Below are 17,745 nucleotides of genomic sequence, written 5' to 3'. Positions count from 1 at the left end.
GCAGGTGCGCCCGCACACCTGTCGGCACACTTTAATTTATCCCTGATCCTCCCTAATTCCCGCTGGTCCAACCCGTTGCAGACAACTTAAAGATCCCCCTGCGAACGCCGATAACAGGAGCGATCCGCCAACCAATGAGGTGTTTATGTTTAGTCGTATTCGTGTCGTTTCCGGGCTGTTATGTGTGCTGGCACTGTTTGCCTTGCTGCAGCTGTTTTCCGGAGGGATGTTTTTTACCACGGTGAAAGCCGATAAAGAGAATTTTGCCTACAACCAGCGTCTCAGCACGCTGCAACGGGCGATGGGCACCTCTTGGGTATCGCTGGTTCAGGCGCGTAACACGCTGAACCGTGCAGGGATCCGCTATTTGTTGGATAGCCAGCAGGCTGGATCAGGTGCGACCGTGAAAGAACTGGTGGCGCTGGCAAGTGAGGAGTTGAAAAACGCTGACCAGGCTTTTGCCGAGTTCAACGCGAATTTGTCTGAGAAGGGCAAAAGCGCAGAGAACGTTAAGACGCTGCAGGCCAACTACAACGCCTTCCGTGGTGGACTGGCCGAGCTGATTGATTTCCTGGGTAACGGGAACTTTAAAGGCTTTGTCGATCAACCAACGCAGGGTATGCAGGATAAATTCGAGAAGGATTATACCGCATGGCTGAACTACAACATCGTGCTGGCAAAGCAGGGTATTGATGCCAACGAAAGCGCCTATCAACACTCCATTATGCTGGTACTTGGCACCTTGCTGGTGACGTTGCTGGTAATTGCAATGGTGTGGAGCGGCATGCGCAACGTGCTGATTCGTCCGTTGAAACAGAGCATCGACCATATCCGTCACATCGCACGCGGCGACCTGACACAGCATATCGATGTCAGCATGCGCAACGAGATGGGTGAATTGCTCAGCTCACTGCAGCACATGCAGCAGGAGCTGGCGAATACCGTGCGTACCGTGCGTGATGGTTCAGACGCTATCTACACCGGTGCCAGCGAAATCGCCATGGGTAACAACGATCTCTCTTCACGTACTGAACAGCAGGCCGCTTCTCTGGAAGAGACGGCTGCCAGCATGGAGCAGTTGACCGCGACCGTGAAGCAGAACGCCGAAAACGCCCGTCAGGCTTCACAACTGGCGCTGACTGCCTCTGAAACCGCGCAGCACGGCGGCAAAGTGGTGGATGGCGTGGTCACCACCATGAAAGAGATCACCGGCAGCTCGAAGAAAATCGCCGACATCATCAGTGTGATCGATGGCATCGCGTTCCAGACCAACATTCTGGCACTCAACGCGGCGGTTGAAGCGGCACGTGCGGGTGAACAGGGCCGTGGCTTTGCGGTGGTGGCGGGTGAGGTGCGCAGTCTGGCACAGCGCAGCGCCCAGGCAGCGAAAGAGATCAAAGGTCTGATCGAAGATTCGGTGAGTCGCGTCAACACCGGTTCGGTACTGGTGGAGAGCGCAGGCGAAACCATGACCAACATCGTCAACGCCGTCACTCGCGTCACCGACATCATGGGCGAAATCGCCTCGGCGTCGGATGAGCAGAGTCGCGGAATCGACCAGGTGGGTCTGGCCGTGAACGAGATGGATCGCGTGACACAGCAGAACGCCGCGCTGGTAGAAGAGTCAGCCACGGCGGCTGCCGCACTGGAAGATCAGGCCAGTCGACTGAAACAGTCGGTTGCGGTGTTCAATATTGGTAAAGAATTTGTCGCTCAGGCCGTTAACCTATCTACAGCGCCAAAAATGTTGCGTCCAGCCGCAGTCAAAGCGCTGGCTCAACCCGCAGGTGCACGTAGCGCGGACGATAACTGGGAAACCTTTTAATCCGTATGGCCGCCGCAAGGCGGCCCAACTGGCAGCGCAGCAGTAATCGCAGTATCACAATTTAATCAGTTTGTTGCCGGGTGACCTGACATGAAGAAATCGACGTTATTGGATCAAAGTGAAGCAACAACGCTGCTCTCGCAAATGGTGCAGCGCCTGCCGCTTTCAGATACGCATTTTCGTCGTATCAGCCAGCTGATCTATCAACGCGCAGGCATCGTGCTGGCCGATCACAAGCGGGAGATGGTTTATAACCGCTTAGTGCGCCGTTTGCGCACGCTGAACATTGATGATTTTGGTCGTTATCTGGCGTTGCTGGAGCAAGACCAGAACAGTGCAGAATGGCAGGCGTTTATTAACGCACTGACCACCAATCTGACCTCATTTTTCCGCGAGGCGCACCATTTCCCGATCCTCGCGGATCATGCGCGTAAGCGCAGTGGCAGTTACAGCGTGTGGAGTACCGCCGCCTCAACCGGCGAAGAGCCGTACTCCATTGCCATGACGCTGGCGGAAACGCTGGGTACCGGACCGGGTAAGTTCCAGGTGCACGCCAGCGACATTGATACACAGGTACTGGAAAAAGCCGTGGCGGGGGTGTACCGCCAGGAAGAGCTGCGCACCTTATCGCAATCGCAGCTGCAACGCTTTTTCCTGCGTGGCACCGGCCCGCATGAAGGTATGGTACGCGTACGCTCCGATCTCGCCAGCATGGTGAACTATTCGCAGCTGAATTTACTGGCCAACGACTGGGCGTTGCCGGGTCCGTTCGACGCAATATTCTGTCGCAACGTGATGATTTATTTCGATAAAGAGACGCAGGAAAAAATTCTGCGCCGTTTCGTTCCCCTGCTGAAGCCCGGCGGTGTGCTGTTCGCTGGACACTCAGAGAACTTCAGCCAGATCAGTAAAGAGTTCTGGCTGCGTGGACAGACAGTCTATGGATTGACCAAGGAAAGACGATGAGCAAAATCACCGTGATGTGCGTGGATGACTCCGCGCTAATGCGACAGTTGATGACGGAGATCATCAACAGCCACGCCGATATGGAGATGGTCGCTACCGCGCCCGATCCGTTGGTGGCGCGGGATTTAATCAAGCAATACAACCCACAGGTGCTGACACTGGACGTCGAGATGCCGCGTATGGATGGCCTCGACTTCCTTGAGAAGTTAATGCGCCTGCGTCCGATGCCAGTCGTGATGGTGTCATCGCTGACCGGTAAAGGATCGGAAGTGACATTACGCGCGCTGGAATTGGGCGCAGTGGATTTCGTCACTAAGCCGCAGTTGGGTATTCGCGAAGGCATGCTGGCGTACAGCCAGATGATCGCCGACAAAATTCGCGCAGCGGCGCGAGCCAAATTGCATGCGCGCCCGGCCACACCCGGCCCGGTGATGCTGAAAGCTGGCCCGCTGCTGAGTAGTGAGAAGCTGATTGCGATTGGCTCTTCCACTGGCGGCACCGAGGCGATTCGCCATGTACTGCAGCCGCTGCCCGCGACCAGCCCGGCGCTGCTGATCACGCAGCATATGCCGCCAGGTTTTACCCGCTCGTTTGCTGAGCGCCTGAACAAGCTCTGCCAGATCACCGTGAAAGAAGCGGAAGATGGCGAACGTATTTTGCCCGGTCATGCCTATATCGCACCGGGCGCGATGCACATGGAGTTGAGCCGTAGTGGCGCCAACTACGTGGTGAAACTGAATGATGGCCCGCCGGTGAACCGTCATAAGCCCTCTGTTGACGTGCTGTTCCGGTCCGTGGCGGTGCACGCAGGACGAAATGCCGTGGGTGTCATCCTTACCGGGATGGGTAACGACGGTGCCGCCGGGATGCTGGAAATGCATCGCGCCGGTGCCTGGACCATCGCGCAGGATGAAGCCAGCTGCGTCGTCTTTGGTATGCCGCGCGAAGCGATTGCGATGGGCGGCACCAGTGAAGTAGTCGATTTAGGACACATCAGTCAGCACATGCTGGCAAAAATTAGCGCCGGACAGGCATTGCGAATTTAACGAGCCCGTCCTGCCGGACGAGACAACACAGGAGTAGATATGGCTGATAAAAACATGCGCTTTTTGGTGGTGGATGACTTCAATACGATGCGTCGTATCGTCCGCAACCTGCTGAAAGAGCTGGGATTCAACAACGTTGAAGAAGCAGAGGACGGTGTTGATGCACTGACCAAACTGCGTGCGGGTGGTTTTGATTTCGTGGTATCCGACTGGAACATGCCCAACATGGACGGTCTGGAACTGCTGCAGACCATTCGTGCGGACGCGGCGTTGAGCAAACTGCCGGTGCTGATGGTCACCGCCGAAGCGAAAAAAGAGAACATCATTGCAGCTGCCCAGGCCGGTGCCAGCGGTTATGTAGTGAAGCCGTTCACCGCAGCCACGCTGGAAGAAAAGCTGGGTAAAATTTTCGAAAAACTGGGTATGTAAGGAGATGTGATGAGCGACCTTTCGAAACCAACCGAAGAAGCCTCGGCACACGACATTATTACCCGTATCGGCTCGCTGACGCGTATGTTGCGCGACAGCCTGCGCGAATTGGGGTTAGACCAGGCGATTGCCGAAGCGGCGGAAGCGATTCCGGACGCGCGTGACCGTCTGGATTACGTGGTGCAGATGACGGCGCAAGCGGCAGAACGCGCACTCAACTGCGTTGAAGCCGCGCAGCCACACCAGGACCAAATGGAAGCCAACGCCAACAAGCTGAAAGGCCGTTGGGATGCGTGGTTTGAAAACCCGATTGAGCTGGCGGATGCACGCGAGTTGGTTTCGGATACGCGCGAATTTCTCAGTGATGTGCCGTCGCATACCTCGTACACCAACAAGCAGCTGCTTGAGATCATGATGGCGCAGGATTTCCAGGACCTTACCGGTCAGGTGATCAAGCGCATGATGGATGTGATCCAGGAGATCGAGCGTCAGTTGCTGATGGTGTTGCTGGAGAATATGCCTGAAGCCAACGCTGCCGCGCGTAAAGACGCCAGCAGCCTGTTGAATGGTCCACAGATCCATGCCAATGCACCTGGCGTGGTAGCGAACCAGGATCAGGTGGATGACTTGCTGGATAGCTTAGGTTTCTAATCAGCATTGAAGGGGCGGCTGCGAGCGGGCCGCCCCTGAATTGATGTTCAAAACACCGCGCGTTTTTTTGCCTCTTCAATACCTGCCACCAGCACCTGTACCCCCAACGCTTCAAACGCCGCGATCTGCGCTGGCGTGATCCCGCGATCGGTAATCAAATAATGGATTTTGCTCCAGTCACAGGGCAGGGCAAACATCGACACCTTATCGATTTTGCTGGAGTCTGCCACCACAAATACCGTACTGGCGGAGTTGATCATCGCCATCTTCACTTTGATATCCGTCTCGCTGGGGAAGCTTAACCCGAGGCGCGGCGAAATACAGGCGGTGGCGAGAAACAGCTTTTCGGCCAGCACGTTTTCAAAGAAAGAAGCGGCTTTCTCACCGGACGTCGAGAGTGTTGGAAATTTGAAGGTCCCCCCCGTCAGCAGGATATTAATCCCCGGTTCCCCCCCTAGCTTCAGCGCAATATTCACCGCCGTGGTGATCACCGATAAACGACGGATGTGGCCAATTGCTTCCGCAATCGCGGTGGTGGTAGTGCCGGAATCGAAAATCACCGTATCCCCATTTTCCACATACTGCGCGGCCAGCCGGCCAATGGCTTCTTTCTCATCAAGGTGAGTTTGACGCTCAAGCAGCAGTGCGCCGGTGTTCTGCTTACCGGTCATCAGCGTGGCGCCACCGTGATAACGCTGCACATGCCCGGCTTTTTGCAGCATACGCAAATCGGTGCGGATGGTTGCCTCGGTCAGGCCAAAGGTATCGGTAAGCGCTTTAACCGTGACTGTGCCGTCTTCGCGGATCATCTCCAGGATCTTCTCACGACGCTGCTGCATATCAGCCAGCTGCTCAGATTTGCTTTTCAATCGAAATGCTCCCTCTTTCCAATCACGGTCTGGTTTTGGCAATAAGAAAACCCGTGATGATTTTACTCTGCGCACCAGGGATTTGCGAGGCGGCTCGCACAAATATGCATTTTCGAATGAAAATAAGATAAAGCCATGCAATTGATTTCCCATAGACCTGCCAGCCGTTATTTCTATATCACAAAACGTGATATTTAGTTATTTACTTAAAATACAGTAAGATAAAAATAGTTTGCATCATTTGTATGAAATTTGATCTCACCCACAAACCATTGCGAAACGATAGCTTATATTTTTGTTCGAAAATCAATGTTACTGCAAACCTATCCGGCCAGAGATAACCAGAGCCGCTGAACATGCACACAGGAGAGAAGGGATGAGTGGGGAATACGATGTCAACCTGCGCTACGGCGTAAATACCGATCTGGACCTCACCGGCAAGGTGGCGGTGGTGACCGGTGGCCTCGGTGGAATTGCCATGGCCAGTAACGCCATGCTGTTAGAGAAAGGTGCACGGCTGGCCCTGCTTTACCCTCCATTCGAAAGCGATCGCGTGGCGGCTGTGCAGGAACAATTCTCTGCCGATCGTGTACTGCTGGTGTGCTGTGACGTGACCGATGCTGGCTCAGTCGAGACGGCGTTCAACCAGGTTGAACAGCATTACGGCCACATTGATATCCTGGTGAACTGCGCGGGTTATGTGATGTTACAGCCGGTACTGGAAACCGACTTTGCCGAGTGGCAAAAGCAGATCGCCGTCAATCTCACCGGTCCTTTTCTTTGCTCACAAGCGGCGGGCAAACGCATGGTGCGCGCCGGTAATGGCGGCAAGATCATCAATATCGCTTCACAGGCCGCTTCCATCGCCATTGATAACCACGTGGCCTATACCTCTGCCAAAGCGGGTCTACTCGGTATGACTAAAGTGATGGCCAAAGAGTTCGCACCACACCGTATCAACGTCAATACCTTGTCACCCACCGTGGTGCTGACGCCGATGGGCGAAAAGGCCTGGCGCGGTGAGAAGGGCGAACAGATGAAAAAACTGATCCCGCTAGGGCGTTTTGCTTACACCGATGAAATTGCCGCTGCCGTGTTGTTCTTCGCCAGCAACGGCAGCGACATGATCACCGGCGCAGATTTAATGATCGATGGCGGCTTCACCATCTGGTAATGCCGCGCCAGCACCAGTAAGGCCTCAACCCTGCAATAACAACAAAACAATGAGAGAGCACGAACATGAAAAAACGTACCCTGTTATTCACTGCCATTGCCAGTTGCCTGATCGCCCAATCCAGTTTCGCTGCCGACAAAGGCACCATCATGATTCTGGTGAACTCACTGGATAACCCCTATTACGCTTCCGAAGCCAAAGGCGCCAACCTGAAAGCGCAAGAGCTGGGCTATAAAACCAGCGTGCTGTCGCACGGTGAAGACGTTAAGAAGCAGAGCGAACTGATCGATGCCGCCATCGGTAAAAAAGTGCAGGGCATTGTGCTGGATAACGCCGACTCCACCGCCAGCGTCGCAGCAATCAAAAAAGCCAAAGATGCGGGGATCCCCGTGGTGCTGATCAACCGTGAAATTCCGGTCGACGATGTGGCGCTGGCGCAGATCACCCACAACAACTTCCAGGCGGGTTCTGATGTGGCCAACGTGTTTGTGGAGAAGATGGGTGAAAAAGGCAGCTATGCCGAATTGACCTGTAACCTCGCGGACAATAACTGTGTCACCCGCTCGAAATCCTTCCACCAGGTGCTGGATCAGTATCCGGATATGAAATCTGTCGCGCGTCAGGATGCGAAAGGCACCCTTATCGATGGCAAACGCATTATGGACAGCATTCTGCAGGCCCATCCCGATGTAAAAGGCGTGATCTGTGGTAACGGTCCGGTGGCGCTGGGCGCGATTGCGGCACTTAAAGCCGCAGGCCGCAACGATGTCACCGTGGTGGGTATCGACGGCAGCAACGACGAGCGTGATGCGGTAGAAAAAGGCGATCTGAAAGCTACGGTAATGTTGCAGGCGCAGGCTATTGCTGCGCAGGGCGTGACCGATCTCGACAACTTAATCCAGAAAGGGGTGAAGCCGGAGAAGCAGCGCGTGATGTTCCGCGGCATTTTAATCACCCCGGACAATGCTAAAGGTGTGCAGGACTTTAACTACAAGTCGTAATCAATAATCGGTGCGCCTGCACAGCAGGCGCCCAGGAGAATGAGATGCACAAACGACTCTGGTTACTGCTTCCTATCGTGATCCTTAGCGGTTGCCGCATTGTGTCGCAGCAGGAGCTGGCCGACCTGAAAAATCCCCCCAATCCCAAAATGGCCAATATTGCTCAGACCTGGCAGCAGAAACTGGTGCCGCAGATTCAGCACGATGCGAAGCCGGTGGCGGAACTGCTGAATGCGCTAAAGTCCGCCAAAGATTTTGACAGCGCCTGTCAAACCTACGGCTACCGCGCACAGGAAGAGAACCCCTGTGTCTTTAGCGTCAAGGTCAGCGGTGAGGTGACAGCGGTGAATACCACTTCGCGCAATGGCCGCATGACGGTGAAAGATGTTTCCGGCGATAACGTGACGGTGCAGGTCGGTCCGATTTTCCCTGGCACGGTGCTGCGTGATGCCTATAAAGGGGCCAGCTATCAGGACTTTAACGATCAGGTGCTGTTTGGCGACTACAGCCGCGCCATTAATCAGCAGGCTGCCAACATGATGAGCGCCTTCAAGCCCAAAGTCGGCGATAAGGTGCAAATTTCCGGCGTGTTTAGCAGCTTCGATACGCCTGAGCAGGTGCCGAATGTCACACCTGCTGCCATCGTGCGGCAGTAAGGAGCGGGTATGCAAAATCCTCAAAGTGACGTGATCATCGAAACCCGTAATGTGTCACGTATTTACCCCGGCGTGACTGCCCTCGATCAGGTGAATTACCGCGTCTATCGCAACAAAGTGAACGTGCTGATTGGCGAAAACGGTGCCGGTAAATCCACCATGATGAAGATGCTGGCGGGCGTGGAAACGCCTTCATCCGGTGAAATTCTGCTGGACGGAGAAGTGGTGTCGCTAAGCTCCACTCATCAGGCGGAAAAACACGGTATCAGCATCATCTTTCAGGAACTTAACCTGTTCCCCAACATGAACGTGATGGACAACATCTTTATCGCCAACGAGTTTTTCCAGCGCGGTGTGATCAACGAAAAATATCAGTATGCGCTGGCGAAATCATTACTGGAGCGGCTGGAGCTGGATGTTGACCCTTATGCGCCACTGGGCGAACTGGGGATCGGCCATCAGCAACTGGTCGAGATCGCCCGAGCGCTGTCCAAAGATACGCGTGTGCTGATCATGGATGAACCCACCAGTGCGCTGAGCCAGTCTGAAGTCAAAGTGTTGTTCAACGTGATTGACCAGCTGAAGCGGCGTGGTGTGACCATCATCTATATCTCGCATCGGCTGGAAGAGCTGATGGAAATTGGCGATCACATCACCATTTTCCGTGACGGTTGTTTTATCAGCGAGCGGGAAGTGCGTGATGCGTCAGTTCCCTGGATCATCGAACAGATGGTCGGTGACAAGAAAAAGCACTTCGACTATCAGCCCGCAGCACAGGGCGAAACGATTTTGCACGTCAACGGCCTGACGGCGCTGCATCAGAATGGTGGCTATAAGCTCAATGATGTGTCGTTCTCATTGCGTAAGGGCGAAGTGATCGGTATTTACGGTTTGCTGGGCGCGGGGCGCACCGAGCTGTTTAAAGGGCTGATTGGCATGATGCACTGCCAGTCTGGCAGCGTCAGTTTGAATGGCGAAGTGCTGGATAAACGCAACTTCCAGCAGCGCCTGAAAAAAGGCATTGCGCTGGTACCGGAAGACCGACAAACCGAAGGCGTGGTGCAGTTGATGTCGATCACCGCCAACATGACGTTAAGCGATCTCAGCTTGCGCGGTTTTCGCCGTGCGCTGCGCTTACTCAATCCCCACAAAGAGCAACGTCGCGTCGATGAAATGATTGGTCATCTCGCCATCAAAGTGAGCGATCCAGAACTGCCGATTACCTCACTCAGCGGCGGTAACCAGCAGAAAGTGGTGCTGGGAAAAGCGCTGATGACGGGCCCTCAAGTGGTTTTGCTGGATGAACCCACGCGTGGGATCGATGTGGGGGCCAAAACGGACGTGTACCACCTGATTGGCAATCTCGCACAGCAAGGTCTGGCGGTGATGTTCTCCTCTTCTGAACTGGACGAGGTGATGGCACTGGCCGATCGCATTTTGGTGATGGCCGATGGCCGTATTACCGCCGACTTACCGCGCAGCGCGGCAACGCGAGAAGCGCTGATTAGCGCCTCAACACCGCATGATTGAGCCCGCAGGAGAGCAATAAATGAACCAGAAATACCTGCTTTATATGTACTTGCTGAAAGCGCGAACCTTTATCGCGTTACTGATCGTGGTCGGCTTTTTTAGCTTTATGGTGCCTAATTTCCTGACCACTTCAAACTTACTGATCATGACGCAGCATGTTGCCATCACCGGGCTGCTGGCGATTGGTATGACGCTAGTGATCCTGACGGGTGGCATCGATCTGTCGGTCGGTGCGGTGGCGGGCATTTGCGGCATGGTGGCGGGGGCTTTGCTCACCAATGGTGTGCCGCTGTGGGGCGGCAACACGCTGTTCTTTAACGTGCCGGAAGTGATTCTGGTGGTGGCGCTGTTCGGCATCGTGCTGGGGTTGATCAACGGCACCGTGGTGACGCGTCTGGGCGTGGCACCCTTTATCTGCACCCTCGGCATGATGTATGTGGCTCGTGGGGCCGCGCTGCTGTTCAACGATGGCAGTACCTACGCCAATCTGGTGGGGATGCCAGCATTGGGTAATACCGGTTTCGCGTTGCTGGGATCGGGCAGTGTGCTTGGCGTCTACATCCCAATCTGGTTAATGATCGGCTTCCTGCTGCTCGGCCTTTATCTGACACGTAAAACCCCGCTGGGCCGCTATATCTATGCCACCGGCGGCAATGAATCTGCGGCACGCCTGGCCGGTGTGCCGATCATTAAGGTCAAAGTGTTTGTCTATGCCTTCTCCGGTTTATGTGCTGCGCTGGTGGGATTGATCGTCGCATCCCAACTGCAAACCGCGCACCCGATGACCGGCAACATGTTCGAGATGGACGCCATCGGTGCAACCGTATTGGGCGGAACGGCGTTAGCAGGGGGGCGCGGGCGCGTATCAGGTTCGATCATCGGTGCCTTTGTCATCGTGTTCCTCGCCGATGGCATGGTGATGATGGGCGTCAGCGATTTCTGGCAAATGGTGATTAAAGGACTGGTGATCGTCACCGCCGTGGTCATCGACCAGTTCCAGCAAAAATTACAAAGTAAGGTGGTGCTGCTGCGCAGACATGAAAAAAAGCAGCAATCGGCCGCCCTGCCTGAAGCAACGCACGGATAACAGGAGGCAATATGACACGCGATTTTAGTGGGAAAACGGTGGTGATTACCGGCGCATGCCGCGGCATTGGCGCGGGCATCGCCGCACGATTTGCGCGCGATGGCGCTCGGCTGGTAATGGTGTCCAACTCGGACCGGGTATTCACCACAGCGCGGGCGCTGGAAGAACAGTATGGCAGCGAGATTCTGGCGCTGCAGGTGGATGTGACCAATGAGGCCGAAGTGCAGCAGCTTTATCAGCAGGCGGCGGAGCGCTTTGGCACCATTGATGTCTCGATTCAGAATGCCGGAGTGATCACTATTGATCGCTTTGACGCGATGCCAAAGAGCGATTTCGAAAAAATTCTGGCTGTGAACACCACCGGCGTCTGGCTGTGTTGCCGTGAGGCGGCAAAGTACATGGTGAAGCAGGGCAGCGGCAGCCTGATCAACACCTCATCCGGGCAGGGGCGACAGGGCTTTATTTACACGCCACACTATGCGGCCAGTAAAATGGGTGTTATCGGCATTACTCAGAGCCTGGCACTGGAACTGGCGCCGTCGCACATCACCGTGAATGCTTTCTGTCCGGGTATCATCGAAAGTGAGATGTGGGATTACAACGATCGCGTGTGGGGAGAAATCCTTAGCAGCGATAAAAAGCAGTATGGCAAAGGCGAGTTGATGGCGGAGTGGGTGGAAAATATTCCGCTGAAACGCGCCGGACAGCCGCAAGATGTCGCCGGGTTGGTGGCGTTTCTCGCGTCGGATGATGCGCGCTACATCACCGGCCAAACCATCAATGTGGATGGCGGGTTGATCTTCTCCTAATCGCAGCAGCCGTGAGCGTCTTGCGGGGCTTTACGCAGGGCGCTCTGTGGAGCGATGTGGCTATCAAGATAAGATGATGCCTTTTGCGAATCAGGCAATGTCCTAATTCAGCCCGGCTTTTTCTGCAATAATGGCAGAATGTGTTAGGGTATTCCAGTACAGTTTTGTGAGCCACTTCAAATTCTAAACTGGATAAAAGCCTGTTTTTGCTATGACATCTGTTTTCTCTGCTTTTAAATCACTGCGTATGTTGCCCGCTGCAACGGGGCTGCTTTTCACCGCGCCTGCTCTGGCGCTCGTCACTGACACGCATGTCGCTGATGCGCCTTTTAGCGATCCCGAACGCTTCCAGAAAATGGCCAGCGATCTGCCTGCACTCGGCTATGAAGATGAAAATGCGGCTTTCAGCAAAAATCTGGCGACCATCGCTAAGAGCATTGGTGAAGCCAGTCAGGACAGCACCAGTGACAACACTTTTGGTCATCAGGCGGGTATCTGGGCGTTTAACCATTTCCGCGATGAGGTGGCAAACCGCGTGGTGGATGAGGGCCAATCTCTGCTATCGCCTTATGGTAAAGCGCAGATCGATTTTAACGTTGATATGGATGGTAACTTCACCGGCAGTGGCGCTTCTCTGCTTACGCCGTGGGCCGATCGCTATCAATATCTGACGTTTAGTGAGGTGGGCTTCCACCAAACGGATGATGGGCTGGTGGGCAATATCGGCTTAGGACAACGTTGGACGGCGGGCAAATGGCTGCTTGGTTACAACGGTTTTGTCGATCGCATGTTCAACAGCGGATTGCAGCGCGCTTCAGTGGGCACAGAAGCCTGGGGTGATTACCTGCGCTTCTCGGCTAACTACTACACACCGCTATCGGGCTGGCAAAACCGCGATCCCTTTCAGCAGCAGCGTTTAGCACGCGGCTACGATTTCACCACTCAGGGCTACCTGCCGTTTTATCGCCAGCTTGGTATGTCAGTGAGTTGGGAGCAGTACCTGGGCAATGATGTGGATCTGTTTAGCAGCGGCAATACCTATCACAATCCTTCGGCGCTAACTTTTGGCGTCTCATACACCCCAGTACCGCTGGTGACATTTTCTGCTAGCCACAAAACCAGTAATGAAGGTGAAAGTCAGGATCAACTGGGTTTGCATCTCAACTATCGTTTTGGTGTGCCGCTGAGCCAGCAGTTGAGTGCCGATAACGTGGCCGAAGCGCGTTCTCTGCGCGGCAGCCGTTACGACATGGTGACGCGCAACAATACGCCGGTGGTGGAGTATCGTCAGCGCAAAACCTTATCGGTATTCCTCGCCACACCGCCATGGCAATTAAACGGCGGCGAAAGCCTGCCGCTGAAATTGCAAATCCGTAATGCGAATCCGATAACCAGGGTGACGTGGCAGGGCGATACCCAGGCGTTAAGCCTCACGCCGGGCGCTAATCCGAATGATCCGCAAGGCTGGAGCATCATTATGCCCGCGTGGAACAGCGCATCTGACGCCACTAACAGCTATCGTCTGTCTGTGACACTGGAAGACAGCAAGGGCAGTCGGGTGACCTCCAACTGGATTACGCTGCAAATTCAGGAACCGTTTAGCATCGATTCCGGTGAGGATAATCGTTTCGATCTGATGACGCCTTAGTAACGGCCATCGAAGAAACTCCCGCCACTTCAGTGCATGAACCTGGTAATATAGCGGCTTATTGTCAAGAATGGATTCTTACTACATGCCTTCAATTCCGGTTCCGCTGGTTACGCTACTGGTGCTGCTAATTTTAATCGTGACCTTAGCGGCGAACGATAAGCAACGCCACCAAACCACGCTGCTATTTCTGGTCGTCTGCTCACTGTTACTGGCGGTGGGAGCATTACGTTGGATCTGGCCGTCAACACCACTCATGGCTTTGCGCGTGTTATTAGCAACGCTAATCCCGGCGCTGGCCTGGCACTGTTTCAGCCCGCATACGACTCATCAATATTCACGCTGGAAAATCGTCCCGCCCGCGCTGGCCATCATCATTATGCAGTGCTGGCCAGAAGCCATTGATAGCGCGCTATTTGTGCTTTATATCGGATACGGGGCGACATTGATTCTTATGGGCTTAGGCAGTGGGGATCGATTTAGCGATGCGCGCATTGGTGAAGTCGGGCTGGCGGCAAGAATGGCTCTTACCGCCGGTGTTTTTCTTTGCTTCTCTGGTATGACAGATTTGCTGGTGGCGCTCGAATTCACTTTGCATCAGGGCAAGCTTGTGCCGCAAATCATCGCGATACTGCAAAGTTTAATGCTGCCTTTGCTTAGTCTGGCGATTGTACTTGCAGCACGGACCCGCCCCCGGGAAGTGAGTATTGAGACAGTACTGCCCGATTCTTCTCCGTTGCAGACGCCTGAGCAGGCAGCCTTGTGCCTGCAACTGGAAAATCGACTGCGGCAGGATGACCTGTTCCTTAATACACAACTCACGTTGAATCTGTTAGCACGCAAATCCGGTATTCCCTCGCGTCATATCTCACGTGCGATCAACGCGACTTACCACTGCAATGTTTCTCAGTGGATAAATGGTTTTCGCATCGCTCATGCGCAGCAGTTGCTTCGAAGCAGTTCACTGCCGGTTACGGAGGTGATGCTGGCGTCAGGATTCACCACTAAATCAAATTTCAATCGCGAGTTTTTACGCATTAGCGGACAGACGCCGAGTGCATTTCGTCAGCAGGCGAGTTCAATGCCGCTGTCAGAAAGCGAGTGATACGGGCGATTAACTCCTGATGAATATCGGCGCGGGTGAGGCTGCCTTGATCCCGGCAAACGAAGCCCTCACCAGGGGAAGATTGTTCGATTAACTCAGCACCATGTGGTTTACAGCGCTGCATAAAACTAAAGTGGGTTGCGCCTCTTATACGTGAAAACGATGTCTGTTGCGGCGGAAGATACTGCGCCAGATAGCCGGATACCAGTGAGGCGGGAAGTTCAACACTGTCTTGTTCTGCGGATAACACCAGCACTGGCACAGAAACCCTTGCCAGGCTCTCAGGTGTGAATCCGCGCGCCAGACCAAGGTCAAGCGATACGGCCGCTTTAATACGTGGATTACGTAATTGAGCATCTAATAAAGAAGCGGTATTTGTATTGCTGATACCCAACGTTTCAATCAATTGACAGTCTGCTAGTTGCGCGTGGTTCTGACAATCCTGAACAAATCTGTTCGACGAAAACCGGGCACCGATTAACTCCATTACTGTCCACCCTCCGAGTGAGTGGCCGATTGCGGCGATGCGCAACGAATCGACCTTTCCTGCCAGGTGTTCGTCTGCCAATAACCGATCCAGTACCCGGCTGATATCATCTGGACGCAGCCAAAGTTTCCGGGCAGTAGCAGGATCGTGATTCTCAGTTGTTGTACCGGGATGATTGGGGGCAGCGACGATATATCCCTGTACAGTGAGTGCATGCGCCAACCAGTTGAGGTTACGCCAGCTACCGCCATAGCCGTGAGACAGAAGGACTAAAGGATGCTGTCCTGGACGAGGCGTTGCATTGCGTAACATCGGCTCACCATAGAACACGGGGTTCTCACCCACATCTTCAAAGACGCCCGTGGCGGCAGTGGGATACCAAAACGCAACATTGAGCGGACGATTACCTTGACTATCAAGTGTTATCTGACGAAAACCCGTTGCGGCCTGTGCAAGCGACGCACACATCATCAGCATAAGTGCACAAATACAAAATCGAATCATTAGCGTTGTCTCCATGAGTGTAAAATCATGAAGAGTAATAACGGAAACAGTCAGTTATCGCGTCCTCAATCACGATTGAGTACCTGTATAACGACAACAAAAAAGGGCAGCTTACGCTGCCCCTGGCTCATACCCAGCCGACACTAGCCGGTATGTAATGAGGGATACTCTCTTAGAACTGATACACCAGACCAACAGCAGTTACGTCGTCAGTGTTGATGTTCAACGCGTTATTATCTTTCAACAGGTTGATTTTATATTCTGCATAAGCAGACATGTTCTTGTTGAAGTAGTAAGTCACGCCAACGGCAACGTATTTGAACAGATCGGTATCGCCCACGTTGTTCTCAACATCTTTCGCGCGAGAAGACACATAGCCCAGTGAAGGACGCAGGCCGTTCAGGAACTGATACTGTGCAACGGCTTCAAAGTTAACCGCTTTGTTAGCGAAACCGTTGTTACCGATCGGCGTTGCATTCTGCGTTTCGCCATAGATGGTCGCCAGGTAAATCTGGTTAGCATCATATTTCAGACCGGCTGCCCAGCTCTGCGCTTTATCGCCACGGCCGTAGGTCGCGGTGTTCTGTGCAGTGACACGATCCAGATTAGCGTAAGCACCGACAAGGCTCAGGCCGAAATCGAAGTCATAAGAGGTTGACAGCGCAAAGCCGTCGCCATTCGAACGACGTACCGCCAGGTTGCTGGCAGTCGCGCTATCAGAGCGCTCGTTTTTGCCTTCGTACTGCGCGGCAAAGTTCCAGCCTTTCACCAGACCGAAGAAATCTTTGTTACGCCAGGTCAGCACACCGGTAGAACGGCCTGACAGGAAGGCATCGGTGTAACCGGAATCACCACCAAAGTATGGCAGCATATCGGTGTAACCCAGAACGTCATACACCAGACCGTAGTTGCGGCCGTAGTCGATTGAACCGAACTGCGCGATTTTCAGACCTGCAAAGCCCAGTCGGGTTTTGTTACCCGTGTTAGCATCGCTGCCTTCTGAGTTGCTCAGGCTGTATTGATATTGCCACTGGCCGTAACCGGTCAGTTGGTCATTAATTTTGGTTTCGCCTTTAAAGCCCAGACGGGCATAGGAAGAGACTTCACCGTTCTGGCTGTCATTATCCGAAAACAGATGCGAAACGTTGATTTTGCCGGTCAGGTCCAGTTTGTTGCCATCTTTGTTATAGATTTCGGCGGCCTGAGCCGAAGAAAGTCCCAGCAGTAAAGGCATCACTGCTGCCAGTAAGGAGCGCTTCATCATTTATAATTTACCCTGTGATATTTTTTAATTGTGTCCCCGTAGTCGGGGTGAAAAGAAAATGACACAAAAGGTTCAAGATCAACAGTGCAATATATGTAACTAAATATTTCTAATTGGCTTTTTGTGTGATTTTTAATCTTAACTTCCATTATATGGGATTTTATATTGGAGAAACTTATCTCAATTCCGTCATTCATTTGACCAATATAAATACATATAGCATTGTTTTTATTGGTTTTTAGTGAAATTAAAGAAAAGTAAATCACCGCTTTTACTTGAGGGTTAAATAGCACAAGCCTATGCATTATTGTTCAATAACAAATATAGAAAACCACCTAATCATTAGCATGGTAATTATCTGGTTAATGTGTTTGTATCCTTTTATTTTTGTTCTGATAATAACCTTAGTCACTAAATATCGTTTAACTCACGTTTAATTAAATGGCTGTTCAAAATACAGCCAAATATGCAACGAGATTGTTAATCAGCGGCGAATCGGCCCTGCCTTTACTTTCCCATTTGGCTGCACACTTCCTGCACACTTGCGCACCATAAATGCACAAATTGCCCTAAAACAGGGCGACAGCCGCGACATTTTGGCGAAATATTCCCTGTGCGATCACAAAAGCGCTATTTCATTTTGTGAATGCATAAATCTGCTAAATAAATTGCTGCTCTCCCATCTTCATCAGAC

The 17,745-nt window shown here is 53.2% G+C and carries 16 protein-coding genes; 13 read left to right on the top strand and 3 right to left on the bottom strand.

From position 1 onward, the window contains the following. Positions 1 to 145: 145 nt before the first annotated feature. The 5 genes from QMZ65_RS10875 to cheZ all read left to right on the top strand — a co-directional run bounded on the left by QMZ65_RS10875 (position 146) and on the right by cheZ (position 4,917). A complete protein-coding gene (locus QMZ65_RS10875) occupies positions 146 to 1,825 on the top strand; it encodes a methyl-accepting chemotaxis protein (protein WP_283215971.1) in 1,680 nt (559 codons plus the stop codon). A gap of 90 nt (positions 1,826 to 1,915) precedes the next feature. Continuing rightward, the gene (gene cheR, locus QMZ65_RS10870) at positions 1,916 to 2,791 is read left to right on the top strand and encodes a protein-glutamate O-methyltransferase CheR (protein WP_034821825.1); all 876 of its coding nucleotides are present in this window, start codon (positions 1,916 to 1,918) and stop codon (positions 2,789 to 2,791) included. After that, a complete protein-coding gene (locus QMZ65_RS10865) occupies positions 2,788 to 3,837 on the top strand; it encodes a protein-glutamate methylesterase/protein-glutamine glutaminase (RefSeq protein ID WP_160834649.1) in 1,050 nt (349 codons plus the stop codon). The genes cheR and QMZ65_RS10865 overlap by 4 nt, the downstream gene beginning before the upstream one ends. A 39-nt stretch (positions 3,838 to 3,876) precedes the next feature. Continuing rightward, complete coding sequence (gene cheY, locus QMZ65_RS10860) at positions 3,877 to 4,266, top strand: chemotaxis response regulator CheY (protein WP_007892562.1); 390 nt, start codon at positions 3,877 to 3,879, stop codon at positions 4,264 to 4,266. A 9-nt stretch (positions 4,267 to 4,275) separates the two neighbouring features. Beyond that, entirely contained in the window at positions 4,276 to 4,917 is a 642-nt protein-coding gene (cheZ, locus tag QMZ65_RS10855) for a protein phosphatase CheZ (protein ID WP_160834648.1), read from the top strand. A 47-nt stretch (positions 4,918 to 4,964) separates the two neighbouring features. Here the strand turns inward: cheZ and QMZ65_RS10850 are convergent, their stop codons facing one another. Next, the gene (locus tag QMZ65_RS10850; RefSeq protein ID WP_160868183.1) at positions 4,965 to 5,786 is read right to left on the bottom strand and encodes a DeoR/GlpR family DNA-binding transcription regulator; all 822 of its coding nucleotides are present in this window, start codon (positions 5,784 to 5,786) and stop codon (positions 4,965 to 4,967) included. 376 nt (positions 5,787 to 6,162) lie between these two features. Here QMZ65_RS10850 and QMZ65_RS10845 point away from each other — a divergent pair, with 376 nt between their 5' ends. The 8 genes from QMZ65_RS10845 (at position 6,163) to QMZ65_RS10810 (ending at position 14,796) form a co-directional block, all read left to right on the top strand. Continuing rightward, positions 6,163 to 6,960 carry a GolD/DthD family dehydrogenase gene (locus QMZ65_RS10845; RefSeq protein ID WP_034821811.1) on the top strand — a complete coding sequence of 266 codons (798 nt, stop codon included), beginning with the start codon at positions 6,163 to 6,165 and terminating at the stop codon, positions 6,958 to 6,960. A gap of 65 nt (positions 6,961 to 7,025) precedes the next feature. Beyond that, a complete protein-coding gene (locus QMZ65_RS10840; RefSeq protein ID WP_283215970.1) occupies positions 7,026 to 7,961 on the top strand; it encodes a D-ribose ABC transporter substrate-binding protein in 936 nt (311 codons plus the stop codon). Between the two features lie 44 nt (positions 7,962 to 8,005). After that, positions 8,006 to 8,617 (top strand): DUF2291 family protein, encoded by a 612-nt coding sequence (locus QMZ65_RS10835; protein WP_034821806.1) that lies wholly within the window; start codon positions 8,006 to 8,008, stop codon positions 8,615 to 8,617. Between the two features lie 9 nt (positions 8,618 to 8,626). After that, on the top strand, positions 8,627 to 10,147 hold the full coding sequence (locus QMZ65_RS10830; RefSeq protein ID WP_160834646.1) for a sugar ABC transporter ATP-binding protein: 1,521 nt from the start codon (positions 8,627 to 8,629) through the stop codon (positions 10,145 to 10,147). Between the two features lie 19 nt (positions 10,148 to 10,166). Then, positions 10,167 to 11,234 (top strand): ABC transporter permease, encoded by a 1,068-nt coding sequence (locus tag QMZ65_RS10825; protein WP_034821800.1) that lies wholly within the window; start codon positions 10,167 to 10,169, stop codon positions 11,232 to 11,234. An 11-nt stretch (positions 11,235 to 11,245) separates the two neighbouring features. Beyond that, positions 11,246 to 12,043, top strand: coding sequence for an SDR family oxidoreductase (locus QMZ65_RS10820; protein WP_058959720.1), 798 nt, complete (start codon positions 11,246 to 11,248; stop codon positions 12,041 to 12,043). Positions 12,044 to 12,254: 211 nt separating this feature from the next. Further along, on the top strand, positions 12,255 to 13,691 hold the full coding sequence (locus QMZ65_RS10815) for a YchO/YchP family invasin (protein ID WP_097119244.1): 1,437 nt from the start codon (positions 12,255 to 12,257) through the stop codon (positions 13,689 to 13,691). 85 nt (positions 13,692 to 13,776) lie between these two features. Beyond that, positions 13,777 to 14,796: a helix-turn-helix domain-containing protein gene (locus QMZ65_RS10810; protein ID WP_283215969.1), complete on the top strand. Its 1,020-nt coding sequence runs from the start codon at positions 13,777 to 13,779 to the stop codon at positions 14,794 to 14,796. Here QMZ65_RS10810 and QMZ65_RS10805 read toward each other — a convergent pair. Then, the gene (locus QMZ65_RS10805; RefSeq protein ID WP_283215968.1) at positions 14,729 to 15,787 is read right to left on the bottom strand and encodes an alpha/beta hydrolase family protein; all 1,059 of its coding nucleotides are present in this window, start codon (positions 15,785 to 15,787) and stop codon (positions 14,729 to 14,731) included. The genes QMZ65_RS10810 and QMZ65_RS10805 overlap by 68 nt on opposite strands. Before the next feature lie 172 nt (positions 15,788 to 15,959). After that, on the bottom strand, positions 15,960 to 17,051 hold the full coding sequence (locus QMZ65_RS10800) for a porin (RefSeq protein WP_097119247.1): 1,092 nt from the start codon (positions 17,049 to 17,051) through the stop codon (positions 15,960 to 15,962). Positions 17,052 to 17,745 lie beyond the last annotated feature (694 nt).

Source organism: Pantoea sp. EABMAA-21, assembly GCF_030053335.1.
Classification (GTDB): domain Bacteria; phylum Pseudomonadota; class Gammaproteobacteria; order Enterobacterales; family Enterobacteriaceae; genus Pantoea; species Pantoea communis.
This window is presented reverse-complemented; position numbering and strand designations above follow the sequence as displayed.